This window comes from Bradyrhizobium sp. AZCC 1588 (assembly GCF_036924735.1).
Lineage (GTDB): Bacteria > Pseudomonadota > Alphaproteobacteria > Rhizobiales > Xanthobacteraceae > Bradyrhizobium.
Map to the genome: position 1 here is coordinate 1,722,923 of NZ_JAZHSC010000001.1, position 16,286 is coordinate 1,739,208.

General features: G+C 62.6%; 16 protein-coding genes. 7 read left to right on the top strand and 9 right to left on the bottom strand.

Going from position 1 to position 16,286, the window contains the following annotated elements; translation table 11 throughout:
• The first annotated feature begins 78 nt into the window (after positions 1–78).
• From V1277_RS07980 to V1277_RS08000, 5 genes are all read left to right on the top strand, one after another.
• The gene (locus V1277_RS07980) at positions 79–1,032 is read left to right on the top strand and encodes a BadF/BadG/BcrA/BcrD ATPase family protein (RefSeq protein ID WP_334415711.1); all 954 of its coding nucleotides are present in this window, start codon (positions 79–81) and stop codon (positions 1,030–1,032) included.
• A 19-nt stretch (positions 1,033–1,051) separates the two neighbouring features.
• Positions 1,052–1,996: an N-acetylmuramic acid 6-phosphate etherase gene (locus V1277_RS07985; RefSeq protein ID WP_334415712.1), complete on the top strand. Its 945-nt coding sequence runs from the start codon at positions 1,052–1,054 to the stop codon at positions 1,994–1,996.
• An 11-nt stretch (positions 1,997–2,007) separates the two neighbouring features.
• A complete protein-coding gene (locus V1277_RS07990; protein WP_334415714.1) occupies positions 2,008–3,006 on the top strand; it encodes an SIS domain-containing protein in 999 nt (332 codons plus the stop codon).
• Between the two features lie 154 nt (positions 3,007–3,160).
• Complete coding sequence (locus V1277_RS07995) at positions 3,161–3,823, top strand: DoxX family protein (RefSeq protein ID WP_334415715.1); 663 nt, start codon at positions 3,161–3,163, stop codon at positions 3,821–3,823.
• Between the two features lie 30 nt (positions 3,824–3,853).
• Positions 3,854–4,594 (top strand): class I SAM-dependent methyltransferase, encoded by a 741-nt coding sequence (locus V1277_RS08000; protein WP_334415716.1) that lies wholly within the window; start codon positions 3,854–3,856, stop codon positions 4,592–4,594.
• Positions 4,595–4,604: 10 nt separating this feature from the next.
• On the opposite strand, the gene V1277_RS08005 is transcribed toward V1277_RS08000, so the two are convergent.
• Genes V1277_RS08005 through V1277_RS08020 form a run of 4 tightly spaced genes read right to left on the bottom strand, consistent with a single transcriptional unit; the run spans position 4,605 to position 8,497 of the window.
• Positions 4,605–5,351, bottom strand: a complete 747-nt coding sequence (locus V1277_RS08005) for a glycosyltransferase family 2 protein (RefSeq protein WP_334415717.1) — start codon at positions 5,349–5,351, stop codon at positions 4,605–4,607.
• Positions 5,348–6,427, bottom strand: a complete 1,080-nt coding sequence (locus tag V1277_RS08010; protein ID WP_334415718.1) for a radical SAM/SPASM domain-containing protein — start codon at positions 6,425–6,427, stop codon at positions 5,348–5,350. The genes V1277_RS08005 and V1277_RS08010 overlap by 4 nt, the downstream gene beginning before the upstream one ends.
• On the bottom strand, positions 6,424–7,788 hold the full coding sequence (locus V1277_RS08015) for a hypothetical protein (RefSeq protein WP_334415719.1): 1,365 nt from the start codon (positions 7,786–7,788) through the stop codon (positions 6,424–6,426). The genes V1277_RS08010 and V1277_RS08015 overlap by 4 nt, the downstream gene beginning before the upstream one ends.
• A gap of 4 nt (positions 7,789–7,792) precedes the next feature.
• Positions 7,793–8,497: a TIGR04282 family arsenosugar biosynthesis glycosyltransferase gene (locus V1277_RS08020; protein WP_334415720.1), complete on the bottom strand. Its 705-nt coding sequence runs from the start codon at positions 8,495–8,497 to the stop codon at positions 7,793–7,795.
• 382 nt (positions 8,498–8,879) lie between these two features.
• Here V1277_RS08020 and V1277_RS08025 point away from each other — a divergent pair, with 382 nt between their 5' ends.
• Positions 8,880–10,025 carry an acyl-CoA dehydrogenase family protein gene (locus V1277_RS08025; RefSeq protein ID WP_334415721.1) on the top strand — a complete coding sequence of 382 codons (1,146 nt, stop codon included), beginning with the start codon at positions 8,880–8,882 and terminating at the stop codon, positions 10,023–10,025.
• Between the two features lie 76 nt (positions 10,026–10,101).
• Entirely contained in the window at positions 10,102–10,941 is an 840-nt protein-coding gene (locus V1277_RS08030) for a phosphate/phosphite/phosphonate ABC transporter substrate-binding protein (protein ID WP_334415722.1), read from the top strand.
• 20 nt (positions 10,942–10,961) lie between these two features.
• On the opposite strand, the gene V1277_RS08035 is transcribed toward V1277_RS08030, so the two are convergent.
• The 5 genes from V1277_RS08035 to fba all read right to left on the bottom strand — a co-directional run bounded on the left by V1277_RS08035 (position 10,962) and on the right by fba (position 16,260).
• The gene (locus V1277_RS08035) at positions 10,962–11,996 is read right to left on the bottom strand and encodes an Rv1681 family radical SAM protein (protein WP_334415723.1); all 1,035 of its coding nucleotides are present in this window, start codon (positions 11,994–11,996) and stop codon (positions 10,962–10,964) included.
• Between the two features lie 184 nt (positions 11,997–12,180).
• Positions 12,181–13,074: a CbbX protein gene (cbbX, locus tag V1277_RS08040; RefSeq protein WP_334415724.1), complete on the bottom strand. Its 894-nt coding sequence runs from the start codon at positions 13,072–13,074 to the stop codon at positions 12,181–12,183.
• 152 nt (positions 13,075–13,226) lie between these two features.
• Positions 13,227–13,646, bottom strand: a complete 420-nt coding sequence (locus V1277_RS08045; RefSeq protein ID WP_334415725.1) for a ribulose bisphosphate carboxylase small subunit — start codon at positions 13,644–13,646, stop codon at positions 13,227–13,229.
• Between the two features lie 12 nt (positions 13,647–13,658).
• Positions 13,659–15,119, bottom strand: coding sequence for a form I ribulose bisphosphate carboxylase large subunit (locus V1277_RS08050; RefSeq protein ID WP_334415726.1), 1,461 nt, complete (start codon positions 15,117–15,119; stop codon positions 13,659–13,661).
• 55 nt (positions 15,120–15,174) lie between these two features.
• Positions 15,175–16,260, bottom strand: a complete 1,086-nt coding sequence (gene fba / locus V1277_RS08055) for a class II fructose-bisphosphate aldolase (protein ID WP_334415727.1) — start codon at positions 16,258–16,260, stop codon at positions 15,175–15,177.
• Between the last annotated feature and the right edge of the window lie 26 nt (positions 16,261–16,286).

Sequence of the window (16,286 nt, forward strand, 5' to 3'; positions counted from 1 at the left end):
CGAGTCCCGTGCAAGACTTCATATGTACACCAAGGCGCTTTGGGAGGACCCGGAGCGAAACCTTCGCGTTAACTTTCCATGGGAACAAAAGGTACCACGTATCTCGGCATTGATGGCGGCGGAACCCGCTGCCGCGCCCGGATCGAGGACGAAAACGGCAGGGTACTCGGTGCAGCGAGCTCGGGGCCTGCCACGACGCGGATTGGCTTCGAGAAGGCCTGGCGATCCATCATGGAGGCCACTGAAGCGGCAGCCGCACAGGCCGGACTGACGCGCGAGGATTTCGCGCAGATGCACGCCGGAATTGGCCTTGCCGGTCTTGGTCGCCGGGGCGCGGAAGCGGCGCTCAACAAGATCGCGCATCCCTTTGCGTCCGTTATCTTCATCAGCGACGGCCTGGCGGCCTGTCTCGGCGCCCATAGCGGCGCGGACGGGGCCATCGTGGTAGCCGGCACAGGTTCGGTGGGTGTCGGCCTGATCGACGGCCACGAAATCCGTCTCGCCGGTTACGGCTTTCCCGTATCGGACGAAGGCAGCGGCGCCGACATCGGCCTGCAGGTTGTTCGACTGGCGTTGCGGGCCGCGGATCGCCGCGGCGAGCTGACCCCATTGCTTTCAGAGGTGCTGGGCGCATTCGATCATGATCCTTATCAGGCGGTGGCTTGGTCTGAAGAAGCCAGGGCCACAGACTACGCTGCGTTCGCGCCGATCGTGATGCGGCACGCCAATCAGGGCGATCCGGTCGGCCGTCGCATTGTGGAACGCGCGGCCGATGCCATTGGCGATCTGCTTGATCTGTTCCTGGCGAGAGGAATTGACCGGCTCTCGCTGGTGGGCGGGCTCGCGGATGCCATTACGCCCTGGCTGACGCCTGACCTGCGTGCCCGCCTGAGGTCTCCCGACGCCGACGCGGCGGCCGGCGCATTACTGGTTGCGCGAGGGCGGCTTGACCTGCCCAAGAGAGAACTGCCCGAGAGAGAACTGCCCGAGAGAGAAGCTGACCAGGAACAGGCTTCAAAGTTCCGCGTTTGATGGCGCATGGATCAACTATATGGCCACCGAAGAAGTCGATCCCCGCTTTGCCGATCTTGATGCATGGCCGCTGACGTCAGCGATGGAAGCGATGTGGGAGGGCCAGCTCGCGGCAGTCGCGGCGATCGGCCATGCCCTTCCCGCGATCACGGCGGCGACCGAAGGAGCCAAGGCGGCGCTGGGCGATCGCGGACGCATCGTGTATGTCGGCGCCGGCACCTCGGGCCGCGTGGCGGTCCAGGACGGCGCCGAGCTGATGCCGACCTTCGCCTGGCCCAGCGAGCGCGTCCGCTTCATCGTCGCCGGCGGAGAAAGCGCGTTCGTCACCAGCATCGAGGGCGCGGAGGATGATGTCGATGATGCGGTCACGCAGATCAATGCCGCGCGGCTCACAGCGCACGACGTGGTGATCGCCGTTGCCGCCAGCGGGACAACGCCATTCACGGTCGCGGCGCTGCAGCAGGCAGGCTCTTTCGGTGCAGTGACGATCGGTGTCGCCAACAATCCCGGCACCGCACTGCTGGCATCGGCAAAGTTTCCGATCCTGATCGAGACCGGCCGCGAGCTGATCGCCGGCTCCACGCGGATGAAGGCGGGCACTGCGCAGAAGATTGTGCTCAACCTGATCTCCTCAGGGATCATGCTGCGCCTTGGCCGGGTGTATCGCGGCATGATGGTGAACATGCAGCCGACCAATGCCAAGCTGAAGCGGCGCGCCGAGGCCATGGTGGCGCAAATCGCGCACTGTGATCCGTCGCACGCGGCACGCTCGCTTGAGCAGGCCGAGGGAGACATCAAGACGGCAGGCCTTCTGGCGTTGGGTCTCGACAGGGTTGATGCCGAGACCATTCTGAAAAACTGTGACGGCAACCTTCGGCGCGTGTTTGCCGAGCTCGCCAAGGATCGCAACCGGCATTCCAAGGGAGCAGCGCCGCGCAAGCAAGGCGGAGCGGTTGAGCCGTGACGACATCCGCGATGGCGAGCGAAATCGGGGAAAGCGCGGATGTTGTCGCCAAGATTGTCCGTAACCGCCCTGCCACGCGCGACATCGCACAGCGGATCGGGATTGGCTCCGCCCCCCTGTGCGTCGTGTGCGGCCGGGGAAGCTCCGGGCATGCCGGGGTTTTCTTGAGATACCTCGTCGAGACGCGGCTTCGCCTTGCCGTTTCAGCCAGCGCTCCTTCGGTGATCACGGCATTTCGCACGCCCTTGATGCTGCGCCATGCGCTGTTCATCGTGATCTCGCAATCCGGGCGCAGTCCGGATCTTGTCGCAGCGACCAGGTCGGCGCGCGCCGCAGGCGCCCGCACTATCGCCATCGTCAATGCGACGCCCTCGCCGGTGGCCGACGAAGCGGAGTTCGTCGTTCCGATTGAAGCCGGCCAAGAGCACTCCGTAGCGGCGACCAAGACCGTGATTGGCTCGATGGCTGCTGGCGCCGAACTTGTTGCCGAACTGGCGGAAGATCGTGCGCTGCGGTCAGCTCTCGACAGGCTGCCCGAGCGCCTGCACCGCGCGATGGCGCTCGACTGGTCCGAGATTGCCGATGATCTCGCCAAGGCATCAGCCGTTTTTGTGGCGGCGCGGGGCCTCGGCCTGGGCTCGGCACGGGAGATCGCGCTCAAACTTTCGGAAATCCTGCGCCTGCCTTCCATTGGTCTGAGCGCCGCCGAGCTGCAGCATGGGCCGCGCGCCGCGTTGTCATCCCGCACGCCAGTTATCATGATGCGCCTCATGGATGAAACGGCGGCCACGGTGGACGCGCTGGCAGCGGAATTGCGCGAGCAAGAGATCGCGCTGCATCTGTGCGGCGGACCGCATGGCTCGCTGCCCTGGTTGGCCGAGGATGACCCCGCCACCGACCCGATCACCATGCTCGTGCCGGCCTATCGGATGATCGAGCAGACGGCGCGCGCCTGCGGATTTGACCCGGATCGCCCCCCTCGCCTGACCAAGATTACCGAGACGTTTTGACAGCTAACTGATCGCGGGCTGGCGACCGAAAGCTGGACCACCGCCGGGCCACCCGATCGCCCACGCGGTGGTATAGTCATCCAGCCGACACGCAGAGTAACGATTTGGTCGACCGATACGTAGAACCATTATTCGATCCTTTGGGAGCCCGTGCATGCCCAAAAATCCCTTTACCGATATTTGGCAGTTCCTGACCGCAACTACCGGTGATTACCTCACTCTGGGAAACTGGCGCTTTCTGATCCTGGCGTTGTTCTGGGCGCTGCTTCTCGCCAGTATCGCCGTGGCCTTCCAGAACTGGCGGGAGGATCCGGCGCAACGGACGGGCCGACATGTTGGAGTCTGGTTGGTCCGGGTCCTGATCGGCTGCATGTGGTTTGAGGGCATGTTGTGGAAACTCCCGCTGCCCGTGTCCGGTGGTCTGCAATACTGGACCGAACAGGAAACGACCCGCGCTGCATTCGAGTTTCACAGCACCTTCCTGAAGGAGGTCGTGCTACCAAACATGAAGATCTTTGGGCCAATTGTTTTTCTCGCCGAGCTGGTGTTCGCTGGATCGATGATGCTGGGGCTTGCGGTGCGCTTCGTGGGCGTGCTGGCACTCGCCTATGTGTTGCAACTCTGGCTCGGCATCTATCGGCCGGGCGATCCGGCCGAGTGGCCGTGGTCGTACATATTCCTGGCCCTGCTGATGTTCCTCTTTGTGCTAGAGGCCGCCGGCCGCAGTCTCGGCTTTGATGCCTGGTTGCGCCGCAACGTGCCCGCCGTGCGCGACGGGAAGGGTTCCATCGGGTGGTTCTTCAACATGGCGGGCTAATCGGTATCGGCTTGCGTGGGAGACAAACAGATGATGGCACTGGCCCGCGCAGTGACGCTTCTTGTCGGCTTGGGCGCAAGCTGCGGACACGCCGCTGACATTGGCTATCTGGGTCCGCCAGGAGTCCCTGCTAAGGCGTTTCCCTCGCCTCAGCGCGCAGTTGCGCAGATCGTTAGCCCAAGCCGTGCCTCCGAGGAGCGCCGCGATTCACTGAATGAGGCCGGTCGGCTCGCCCGCCTTCTTGAACTCAAGCCAGGCATGACGATCGGCGACATTGGTGCCGGCGCTGGCTACCACACGGTCCGTCTCTCCCGTTTCGTCGGTCCCACCGGCTCCGTCATCGCCCAGGACGTTACACGAAGTTACCTCATCGCGCTCGCCAGGCGAACGCATCGCCTGAAGCTGACCAATGTCAAATTCGCGCTGGGCGAACCGCACGACCCGCGCCTGCCCGCTGCATCGCTCGATGCCGCGATCCTCGTGCATGTATATCACGAGATCGCCCAACCCTATGCCTTCATGTACAATCTCGCGCGTGCCTTGAAGCCTGGCGCGCAGGTCGGAATTGTCGACCTCGAGCGTCCTACGTCGGAGCACGGCACGCCAATTGAACTCCTGCGTTGCGAGCTGTCCGCCGTCGGCTATCGCGAGATCGCCACGCATCAGCTAGCGGGTGATAGCGGATATCTCGCGGTGTTTTCGCCACCGCAGGCGGGACGGAAATCGCCTGGGGAGATCGTTGCCTGCGCCGATCGCGCCGGTACGCGCTGATCACCGACCTTTATTGTTCGCGAGGTGTTCGCAGCTCAAGCGCAAGGCGAACGAACGTCGTCGAAATGGACCAGGCCGCCTTGACGCCCGCGATGAGATTGCCGGAAACCTTCGATACGCCCCCGATCCGGCGCCGCTGCCCAACGGCGATTTCCAGTGCCGGAAGGCGGGCGGCCGCGACCCGCATCAGCATTTCCAGGTTCCAGCCATATGTCTCTTCCTTCATGCCGAGACGTCTGAGTTCATCCCGGCGGACGGCACGAAACGGCGACAGGTCGGTGAAGCTTGCGCCATAGAAGAGCCGCAGGAGGAGCCCGCCAACATGGCCCGCGACGACCTGCTGAGGCGCGAGGCTCCCTGGCTCGCGTTCCCCACGGATCCGCGAGCCGAGAACGAAGACAGCCCGCCCCGCGACGATCGGCGACAGCAACTCGGGAATGAATTCGGCGGGATCGCTGCCGTCGCCATCGAGGAAGACGAGAATGTCGGCATCGTTGCGCGCGGCGGCGATGCCTGCCTGGATGGCACGACCGTAGCCTCGCCGCGGCTCGATGATCACCCGAGCTCCGGCGGCCTTAGCCCGCTCAACCGTACGGTCCCGCGAGCCCCCGTCGACGACGACGACTTCACTCACATTCTGCGCCAGCACCGCGGCGACGACCTGGCCAATTGCTGTTTCCTCGTCGAGGCACGGAATAACCGCCGAGACGACCGGCGAGCGGCTCGGTACGCCGATCTCCTGGGCCGCCTCGTTCACAGGCTCCATCGCAGGCCGCAGTTGGCGCAAGCTTTGGGAGGCTTGTCCGAAAGCAGCGCCGCACGAAAGTCCCGATAGGCAGGTCCGTTCCAGATGTCCTGCAGCGACTGCTGCCCTGCATGGCCGAGCGTATAGTTGTCATAGCCATGCTCCGAAAACGGCGCGATACAGCACGGCAAGGCCCGGCCATTGGCCGTGAAATACATCAGCGACCATGGCCGCCGACACAACGACCACGGCGAACCGTCGACGCTGCCCTTCAAACTCAACTCCGGCTCGCTCGCTGCGCCCGACGCACTGAAGGTTACGCCAAGGGAACGCGCCAGTTCTTCAGCCTGTTTGAGATAGACCGCTTCCTCCTGTGTCAGACGATCGAACAGGGCCTGATCCGGACGCGCCTTGCCGATGGCCGATTCAGTGAAGAACACAAGCCGCTGCAGATAGACCTCCCTGACACCGATCTCGGCTGCAATTTTCACAAATGCCGGGAGTTCCGTGACGGTCTCCTTCAGGCCCGTGAGCCACATGGAAACCAGCGGGCTGGCATGTCCCTCCCTTTCCTGCAGTTCGCGAAACGCGCGCACGTTGCGGATGATGCGGCCGAAATAATCCCTGCCGCGGATCGCCTTGAAGCTCTCGCGGTTCGACGCGTCGAGCGACACACGCAGTTCATCCAGCCCGGCATCGATCAGCGCATGGCCATTGCGCTCACTGAGGACCGTTCCATTGGTATTGAATAGTACGTAGACGCCGCGGTCCTTCAGGTATCTCACCATTCGGGGCAAGTTCGCGACCAGCATCGGCTCGCCGACTCCGTGCAGAACTGCGCGTGCCAGAGCAGGTACCTGATCGACAATCGACGTGAATAGGTCCCAGCTCATGTCGGCCGGCGGCTCAAGCTCCTCGTAGGTGCGAGGACAGGTGGTGCACAGCAGATTGCAGCGGTTAGTCACTTCCAGATAAAGGCAGACCGGCGGACGCTGCGCGATCTCGGTACGCTCGGCCGCGACCGACTCGTGATAGCGGCGCGGATCGAAGGGCGCGCCAGTGCCCTGCACTTCGCCGGAAATGTTCATTGCGATGCCCCGGAATCTGCAGTCCGCTGCATGCGGGCCCTCCATGCCGTAAAGGCGCAAGCTAGGAAAAGACCTCCGAACAGAATTGATTTGCTCACAATTCTCGGAATGTAGAAATCCCAATCGAGCTGTTCGGATAGCAACAGCGCTCCGATCGAAACCGCCCAACTAGGCGCGGATCCACACAGGGCGACAAACGGCATTATAGTTAGAAAATGCCAGGGATAGTTGGGCGACAACAACAGGAGCGTGAGAAGTAACAGCATGTTGATGTCGGCAAGACTGGATGCGATGCAGTGATGAGAGCTGCGGGCCACGGAGAGCCCCGTGAACCAAAGAGCCAGCGCTGCCAGTACAACGTAGGCGGCAACATCACCTTCATGATAGCCAAACACAAGGCGCCAAAGTGACAACAGCCAGAGATCGTTGCCGCCACTTATGCCCTGTTCCGTCAGATAGCCTTGGGTCAGGAATCCGAGAACGCCCCACCCGACCGACAAATAGGGAAGATAACAGAGCGCAATGACCGCGATCACGACGAGCGGCATCTTGAAGTCCCATGGCCGCCAGATTCCGGCCAGCGCCGGCGCAACATAGGGTTTCACCAGTATCGAAAACGCAATCACAACCGCCCCCGCAAGCGCTCGGCCGGTCAAGGCGATCCATAGGCCAAGCATCATCAGCGCCACCATCAGCGCGTCGACGTGGCCGTTGTTGGCAATCTCCCACAGGGGAAGCGGATGCCAGAGATAGGCGACCACGCGCGTTACCGGGCGGTTGGTTCGACGCAGCAGGAGCATGATCAGTGTCACGGTCACGGCCTCGCACCCCAGCAGTGCGAGACGCATCACTGTCACGCTTTCGCCTAGCCGCGTGACAAGGAGGAAGAAGAATTGCGCCACCGGGGGATAGATGGTGACGGCCGTATCGGCCCGGTTGATATGGGGGAAGATCGTCCCGTCGCGCAGAAATGCCAGCGTCTCGTCAGCCGGAAAATAGCGATAGGGGTTGATGCCGGCGGCCTGAACCCTGCCGTCCCAGATATAGCGATAGATGTCACTGGACAGGAGCGGATCGAACAGCAGCACATAGCCTCTCAGAATGATCGCACATCCAAACACGAGCCAGAGCGCGTGCTTCTGCGGAGCGCGCTCGGCGAGGTCCGTCGCGGCAAGCGTCAAGAGACCCACAGGGATGGTCAGCGCGATGAAGGCATTGTCACCGAGAGTCTCGAACGCAAAGGGGGTTACGAACGTCATGCCGACGATGACGACACCGATGACAGCCAAGAGATGAAGGGGAGCAACATGCTTGGCGGCGCGCGCCAGTCGACCGGATTGGTTCGAAATTTTCCCAGCCATCAGTTCACGGGCTTATCTGGAGCCCGGCCTTGAGAAAGGCCCGGCTCGCGGGGGCAAATCCGCCTGCACGAAAGCGTGTAGAAGCGCCGGCGAGTTCCTCCTGCAGCCAACCCAAGCTCTCGATATCGTCGACATCGTACCATTCCGGAAGCAGCGTCGTGGCAAGACCAATCTCGGCGGCTCGGTCACATGTGCTGCGGGCAACGGTTTCCGTTCCCCACGCGATGCGCGTAAACAGATGCTGATGCGCCTTCTTCAGCCCAATGAGATAGTAGCCGCCGTCGCTCGCAGGCCCAAGCACCATACGATCACCGGGCTCGCGCAGGGCTTCGATTGCCCGCACAAGGAAACGAGGCGGCAAGGTCGGGCTGTCGCCATTGACGAGCAGGACGCAGTCATGTCCGGCATCCACGAGCGCACGCGTCGCACCGATCAGCACGTGCCCGAGATCGTCGCCGACCTGCAACAACAGTCCGAATCCTGCCGGAAGTAGCTGCCGCATGATATCTTCGGCTCCTGGCGGCGCATAGACGCCGTAGCCGCGCCTGCCGAGCGCCTCGGGTACCGCCTCAATGGCTGCGGCGACGTCGCGCAGAAAGCAGGCAGATAGCTCGGAAGCGGTGGTGGCACCAACGGCCGTCGCAAGGCGCGTCTTTGAGCGGCCGGGCTGCGGCGCCTTGCCAATGATTCCGATCGCTGCGCAGCTCACGGCAGGCGCCGGGATGGCAGGGGATCGGCGATTGCGATCGATTGCAGCGCGTGGTCACGAAAGATTGCCATCACGAGACAGACCTCGTTACGCCCTTGCTGGTCATTGGTAGCGTTCCACTCGAAAGTGGGCAAGCGCCGCCCGCTGGGTGCGGTTTCGAGGAGGCGCGTCGTCGATGTAAAAAAAATTCCGAGTGGCGTAACAAAACGGCTTTGAAGAACGTAATTACCTTCCCCCGTACTTGCTGCTGGCATGGCAATAGTTTGCCATGTCCAGAGCTGATCGTGTTGATCCCTTGGTGCGGCTCGCATAGCATTGGTAGCCGAGAGCGGGTTCGACGTTCTCGAACCCGGTGGTCAGCGCCTGGATGTCGGGGGTCGTCATGGATCATGCGACTGCAGTTTCGAATGCCAAGGATATCGCCGATCGCATCCTGGCGCCGGCGGCCAGGCAAAACGACAAGGAAGGGCGATTTTCGTCGGAGGCCATCGCGGCGCTCGGGCCAGCGGGGCTGCTTGGGCTCATGCTGCCCGCCGAGGTAGGCGGCGCAGCCCTGGGACCGCGAACCCTCGCCGCTGTCATCACAACGTTTGCGGAAGCGGACGCGTCAGCGGCGATGGTCTATTTGATGCACGTGTGCGCGACCGCGACGATTGCGGCGGCCCGTCAGGGGGCCACGGTCGCGGAGACGCTAAAGGACATTTCGGCGGGAAGACATCTGACCACCCTGGCATTCAGCGAAGCCGGATCACGCAGTCACTTCTGGGCGCCCGTTTCGCGAGCAAGGCGCAACGCTGCCAACGTGCATCTCACGGCGAAGAAATCGTGGGTGACGAGCGCGGGTCACGCACAAAGCTATGTGGTCTCGGCGCTGTCTCCTGAAGGCACGACTGCAACGGATTCGACGCTCTATCTCGTTGCCAGCGATACGCCCGGGCTGTCGGTCGCCGGCCCGTGGGATGGTCTCGGGATGCGCGCCAATGCTTCCGCGCCGATGACCCTCGAAGATTGCGAAATTGCCCCCGGTCTCCAACTGACGGATGACGGCGCCGGCTTCAAGGCGATGCTGGAGGTCGTGCTTCCGCTGTTCAACCTTGGAACCTCGGCGGTCGCACTGGGCCTTTGTCGGGCCGCAGTCGCGGGCACGGCGTCTCATCTCAACAGTGCGCGCTTCGATCATTTGGGCCAGACCCTCGGAGAGAGCCTGCAGACGCTTCGCGCTCAACTTGCGACGATGCAGATCGAAACGGACGGGCTTGCGGCGCGCATCGACGATCTCGTCGATCACCTTGAGCGTCCCCGGGAGACCACCATGCTGCGCGTGCTCGAGAGCAAGGCGGCGGCAGGTGAGGCCGCGATCGCCGTCACCTCGGCCGCGATGCGGGTGTGCGGAGGCGCGGCGTTCTCAAGGCATCTTTCCATCGAGCGATTGTTCCGCGATGCCCATGCCGGCGCCGTCATGGCGCCGACGGGCGATGTTCTGCGCGACTTCATCGGCAAGGCCATTTTGGGAATACCGTTGTTCTGATTGCGGTGACGCGTTCGGAAACTTCGGCAAGCGAATTGATCGTATCTGAACTTCAAGCGCGACAGGTGAGGCCATCATGAGCCGGACGATCTGGTTAGGTGCGGTCGCATATGATCCAAAGGTGGTCAGTATCTGGGAGGGGATGCGGCGGTACTTTCACGAGGAAGCTCATCTCCCCGTCGAGGTGGTGTTGTTTCAGAGCTACGAGGCGCAAGTCGCGGCCCTCCTTGCCCTGCCCGGCGATGCGCTACCGCGCATCGACATCGGATGGAATACGAACCTCGCTTTTATCCAGTCCGAGGCGTGGAGCGATCGGCGTTGCCGCCCCATCGCGATGCGCGACACCGATGTGGGCTGGATGACCAAGATCGTCGCGGTAACCGGTGGACCTGTCGCCAAGCTTGCCGATCTGAAGAACCGCACCCTCGCGCTCGGCAGCCGTGACAGTGGCCATGCGGCTATCCTTCCAGTGTATTTTCTCGGGCGCGACGGGATGACTGAGGGGAAGGACTATCGAACGCTGCGCTTCAACAGCGACGTCGGCAAGCACGGTGACACCGGGACGAGCGAGTCCGAGGTCATTCGCGCGGTGCTCGATGGCCGTGCCGATGCCGGCGCCATCGGCAGCCCATTCTGGGATGCCGTACGCGCCCAGCGCCTGGTGCCGGAAGGTGCGCTAACGGAGATATGGAGTTCGCCGCCCTTCAATCACTGCATGTTCACAGCTCGGTCCGATCTCGACCCGGCGCTGGAGCAGCAGTTTGCCAAGGCCCTCTTCGCCATGAGCTTCGACAACCCGATCCATCGTTCCGTGCTCGAGGCGGAAGGGTTGCGCCAATGGGTCGCGCCACAGCTTGAAGCGTATGCGTCACTGCGGGAGGCGTCGGCGCAGCAGGGCTTTTTAGAGCGGCCGTAAACGCACCCTCCGCTATCTCATCAGGCGCAATTAAAAATCGTTGCCAACCGGCGCCGATGCTCAGATTCGCGATCGAAGGCGCGGCGCACGGCTGCGAAGGATTCGGCGAGCGGAAAGATTTCGCCGCTGACCAATAGGTCGTTATCCTCGGCGCCGACCGGATGCCAGAACACGCCTTCCGCCGTGATCGTCACCTCGGGCACCAAGTCTGCCCTTGCCACAGCGATGCCCTGCGTCGCGGTGCCTCGCAGCGCAATCCGCCTGATCACCCGGTTCTCCTCGCTGACGTGATGGGCGTCAAGGAAGCTGCGGAACTCCTCGGCCTCCGCGTCAGTTGACACTGTCGCCGCCAATCGCACGCGGAATCCTTCGGCGCGGGCCCGCTCGATTCCCTTCCAGGCGCGCGCCCACGTCCCCTTTCCACGATGGTTGTCGTGGCGCTCCGGCGTCGGACTGTCGAGGCTGATCTGCAGGGTGACGCGCTCGCGAGGCAATGAGCGCAGTGCTTCGAGCCGGCGCCCGGCAAACAGCATACCGTTGGTGAGAACCGTGGTCGGCGCCGCCGTAGCACATGCGGCAATGATTTCGCCGATATCCGGCAGCATGAATGGCTCACCACCGGTCACAAATATTTCCTTTACGCCGAGCTCTGCCGCCTCGATCGCAATCCGCCGCACCCGCTCGACGCCGAGCGCCCGCCGCGGAGCCTTGGGTGACGAGCGCACGCAGCAATAGTCGCAACTCAGGTTGCAATCGAAGTTGGTGTAAAGCCACAATCGAGAGCCGACAGGCCGATCCTCACCTACATTCTCCGGAGCCTCTCCGTACCGAAGCACCCAACGGGTGCGGCCGTCTTCGACTGCTGTGTCGACCAGGCTGTTGCGGGTGAAGCGACACCATGCCTCGAGTTCGGGGCCGATACTTGGATCGCCGCTGATCACGGCCAGCAGATCGCCCTGACGGCTACGGCGTAATGCGGCTATCAAATCCGGCAGCAGACCGGAGGCAAATGTCTTGCTGCCGGCGTCGAGTTCAACGTTCGCGTTCGTCCTCATGCGTCAATCCTCGGTCCTCCAATCTATCGCACCGGAAACAATCTCGCCAGAACGCAAACGAACACGATCAACTTCCAACGAAAATGCAGCAAAATCAACGATCGGGCGTTTGTTCCTCCCGCTCATAGCAGTCTGGTTGCAGGTGCGAGCCCTTCCGGGCCCGAATTGAACGCTCAAGCTCGCTTCACTCGGAGCGAACCGTCGGCTGGTCCTTCAGAAAGACCCGGCTGGCGAGCACGTCCGACGCTTCCAGGGACATGATGTCGTCAGCGGTCAGCACGCGATCGAGATCGGCGACGAGACGATTGGCCTGCCGCAGGCGCATGCGGTCGAGCGCGTTTCGGATCGAGCGCGCGTTCGAGAACAGCGGCTGGGTCTTGCGCAGCGCGATGTAGCGGATAAACGCTTCACGCGCCTCGGTGCTGAATTTGTAGTTCATGTCGCGCAGCATCAGCTCGGCGATGGCAAGCAATTCGGGCTCCGAATAGTCCGGAAAATCGATGTGATGGGCGATGCGGGAGCGGAAGCCGGGATTGCTGGCGAAGAATTTATCCATTCGATTGCCGTAGCCGGCAAGAATCACCACCAGATCCTCGCGCTGGGTTTCCATCACCTGCAGCAGAATCTCGATCGCTTCCTGACCGTAATCGCGTTCATTGTCGGGCCTGTGGAGATAATAGGCTTCGTCGATGAAAAGCACGCCGCCCATCGCCTTCTTCAGCACCTCCTTGGTCTTGGGCGCGGTGTGGCCGATATATTGCCCAACCAGCTCATCGCGGGTAACCGACACCACCTGGCCGCGACGCACGAAACCGAGCCTGTGGAGAATGCTCGCGATCCGCAGCGCCACCGTGGTCTTGCCGGTGCCGGGATTGCCGGTGAACGACATGTGCAGTGTCGGCACCTCCGACGTCAGATTAAGCCGCTTGCGGATACGTTCGATCAGCAAGAGCGATGCGATTTCGCGGATACGGGTTTTGACGGGCACCAGCCCGATCAGCTCGCGGTCGAGCTGCGTGAGGATTTCCTCAATGCCGACGGCTTCGAGCTCCTCGCGGAGGTTGACCGTGTCTGTCATGTCGGCGGTATCCATGTCCATCTGGCGAACCTCGACGCAATGCATGCGCAGCCAAAAAAACTCCGTCGCCGCTTCGACAGCGACGGAGCAGTGCATCCGGCAGACGAGAGGCACGATCAGGGAGAACGCGTCTGTCGGACCGAACCAGTTACCTAACCGTAGCGCCGGCCCTCCGGACGGTCGGCGGCGTATGATTTGGTCGTGTAGCGGATGTTGCGGCCGGCAACTTCATGCCGCTCGAGGCGGAAGCCGGGTTCCTCCTTCGGTCGGTTGACGATGAAGGACAGCCGGACCGATTCCCAGCCGTGACTGGAATCGAACGCCGACAGGCGGATGTAGCTGTTACCATACACCTTGCGGCATTGGTTCAGCTCCATCATCACGCCGGCAGCGTCGCGGAGGTCGAACATCGGCAATCCCCACATTTCCCAGAAATTATTGCGGGGATGCGGATCGTCGGTGAATTCGATGTTCACCGCCCACTCATTCTCCAGGCAGTATTGCACCTGGCGCGAGATCTGCTCGTCGGTGAGATCGGGCAGAAACGAGAAGCAGCCTTGGGTAATGCGCATGATTTCCGCTCCTTACATCGCGACCGAGGGCGTGGGCACGTAGTCGGGCATGTCGGTCGACTCGTAGTTGAAGGTGACGTCCTTCCAGACCTCCAGCGCCGATTTCAGCGGCGTGCAGGTCTCCGCGGCCTTGGCGAGAATCTCAGGACCCTCGTGCAGATAGTCGCGGCCTTCATTGCGCGCGAGGATCATCGCTTCCAGCGCTACACGGTTGGCGGTCGCGCCGGCCTGAATGCCCATCGGATGGCCGATCGTGCCGCCGCCAAACTGCAGGATCACGTCTTCGCCGAGATGATCGAGCAGTTGATGCATCTGCCCGGCGTGAATGCCGCCGGACGCGACCGGCATCAGCTTGTTGAGGCTCGCCCAGTGCTGGTCGAAGAACACGCCGTGCTCAAGGCGCGCCGGGTTGTAGTCCTCGCGGCAGATATCGTAATAGCCGCGCGTGGTCGCCGGATCGCCTTCGAGCTTGCCGACCACGGTGCCGGCATGGATGTGATCGACGCCCGCAAGCCGCATCCACTTCGCGATCACCCGGAACGAGACGCCGTGATTGCGCTGCCGCGTATAGGTGGAATGCCCGGCACGATGCAGATGCAGGATCATGTCGTTGCGGCGCGCCCATTTGGCCATCGACTGGATCGCGGTGTAGCCGATCACGAGATCGATCATGATGACGATCGAGCCGAGTTCCTTGGCGAACTCGGCGCGCTCGTACATGTCTTCCATGGTTCCGGCGGTGACGTTGAGATAGGTGCCCTTGATCTCGCCGGTCGCCGCCTGCGCCTTGTTGACGGCCTCCATGCAATACAGAAACCGCTCGCGCCAATGCATGAACGGCTGTGAGTTGATGTTCTCGTCGTCCTTGGTGAAGTCGAGCCCGCCCTTCAGGGCCTCATACACCACGCGCCCGTAGTTACGCCCGGATAGGCCGAGCTTCGGCTTCACCGTGGCGCCGAGCAGCGGCCGGCCAAACTTGTCCATGCGCTCGCGCTCGACCACGATGCCTGTTGCAGGCCCCTGGAACGTCTTCACGTAAGCCACCGGCAGCCGCATGTCCTCGAGCCGCAGTGCCTTCAACGGCTTGAAGCCGAACACGTTGCCGATGATCGAGGCCGACAGATTGGCGATCGATCCGGGCTCGAACAGGTCGAGGTCGTAGGCGATGTAGGCAAAATACTGGCCCGGCGAATTCGGCACGGGATCGACGCGGAAACATTTGGCGCGGTATTTCTCCGCCGCCGTCAGCCGGTCGGTCCACACCACGGTCCAGGTCGCGGTCGAGGATTCACCGGCGACTGCCGCCGACGCCTCGATCGGATCGACCCCGTCCTGCGGCGTGACGCGGAACAGCGCGATGATGTCGGTGTCCTTGGGCTCGTAGTCGGGCTCCCAATAGCCCATCTTCTTGTATTCGAGGACGCCGGATTTGTAGCGATCCTTGCCGCGGATAGTCATCGAGTGCATGTTCATATCGCTCTCCTGGGGTGGTGTGCGGCGACTGGTCGGGGTCGAACGTGTCGTCAGCTCATTCGGCGGCATCGGCTATTCCTCCGATTCGTGGATCGAGTGCGCCCGAGCGGTAGCGTCGCGCCATCTCGGCCAATGGGATGACCTTGATCTCCGACGCATGCCCCGCCGTGCCGAATTGCTCGAAGCGCTCGCGGCAAAGATCGCGCAGGCCATCCATCGCCGGTTTCAGAAATTTGCGCGGGTCGAATTCGCTCCTGCTCTGCGTTGCGACCTTGCGGAACGCCGCGGTCATCGCCAACCGGCAGTCGGTATCGATATTGACCTTTCGGACACCGTGCTTGATGCCGCGAACGATTTCCTCGACCGGCACGCCCCAGGTCTGCGGCATCTCGCCGCCGAACTGGTTGAATGCGTCCTGCAGCGGCTGCGGCACCGAGGACGAGCCGTGCATCACCAGATGCGTATTGGGCAGCCGGCGATGGATTTCCTCGACCACCCTCATGGCAAGAATGTCGCCGTCCGGCTTGCGCGAGAACTTGTAAGCACCGTGCGAAGTCCCCATTGCAATCGCCAGCGCATCGACCTTGGTGGCGCGAACGAAGGCGACCGCCTCATCCGGATCGGTCAGCAACTGGTCGTGGCTGACCTCGCCTTCGACGCCATGGCCGTCTTCCTGCTCGCCGCCGCCATGCTCCAATGAGCCGAGCACGCCCAGTTCGCCTTCGACCGAGGCGCCGATCCAGTGCGCCATGTCAACCACGCGGCGGGTGATGTCGACGTTGTATTCATAGCTCGCCGGGGTCTTGGCATCGGCCATCAGCGAGCCGTCCATCATCACGGATGTGAAGCCGTGCTGCAGCGCGGTGGCGCAGGTCGATTCCTCGTTGCCGTGATCCTGGTGCAGACACAGCGGGATCTGCGGATACATCTCCTCCAGCGCATCGATCATCTTCGCCAGCATGATATCGTTGGCATAGGAGCGCGCGCCCCGCGAGGCCTGGATGATGACGGGCGCATCGACGGCAGCCGCCGCCTCCATGATTGCAAGGCCCTGCTCCATGTTGTTGATGTTGAATGCCGGCACGCCATAGCCACGCTCGGCGGCATGATCCAGCAATTGCCTCAGCGTTATCAGCGCCATCGGAGTCTCCGTGTCATTGTTCTCGT

Coding starts and splice junctions, on each gene's coding strand:
- cbbX (WP_334415724.1), bottom strand. CDS start 13,074: ATGACAGACACGGTCAACCTCCGCGAGGAGCTCGAAGCCGTCGGCATT.
- V1277_RS08030 (WP_334415722.1), top strand. CDS start 10,102: ATGAGCCGGACGATCTGGTTAGGTGCGGTCGCATATGATCCAAAGGTG.
- V1277_RS08015 (WP_334415719.1), bottom strand. CDS start 7,788: ATGGCTGGGAAAATTTCGAACCAATCCGGTCGACTGGCGCGCGCCGCC.
- fba (WP_334415727.1), bottom strand. CDS start 16,260: ATGGCGCTGATAACGCTGAGGCAATTGCTGGATCATGCCGCCGAGCGT.
- V1277_RS08000 (WP_334415716.1), top strand. CDS start 3,854: ATGATGGCACTGGCCCGCGCAGTGACGCTTCTTGTCGGCTTGGGCGCA.
- V1277_RS07980 (WP_334415711.1), top strand. CDS start 79: ATGGGAACAAAAGGTACCACGTATCTCGGCATTGATGGCGGCGGAACC.
- V1277_RS08025 (WP_334415721.1), top strand. CDS start 8,880: ATGGATCATGCGACTGCAGTTTCGAATGCCAAGGATATCGCCGATCGC.
- V1277_RS08050 (WP_334415726.1), bottom strand. CDS start 15,119: ATGAACATGCACTCGATGACTATCCGCGGCAAGGATCGCTACAAATCC.
- V1277_RS08035 (WP_334415723.1), bottom strand. CDS start 11,996: ATGAGGACGAACGCGAACGTTGAACTCGACGCCGGCAGCAAGACATTT.
- V1277_RS08010 (WP_334415718.1), bottom strand. CDS start 6,427: ATGAACATTTCCGGCGAAGTGCAGGGCACTGGCGCGCCCTTCGATCCG.
- V1277_RS08045 (WP_334415725.1), bottom strand. CDS start 13,646: ATGCGCATTACCCAAGGCTGCTTCTCGTTTCTGCCCGATCTCACCGAC.
- V1277_RS07985 (WP_334415712.1), top strand. CDS start 1,052: ATGGCCACCGAAGAAGTCGATCCCCGCTTTGCCGATCTTGATGCATGG.
- V1277_RS07995 (WP_334415715.1), top strand. CDS start 3,161: ATGCCCAAAAATCCCTTTACCGATATTTGGCAGTTCCTGACCGCAACT.
- V1277_RS07990 (WP_334415714.1), top strand. CDS start 2,008: ATGGCGAGCGAAATCGGGGAAAGCGCGGATGTTGTCGCCAAGATTGTC.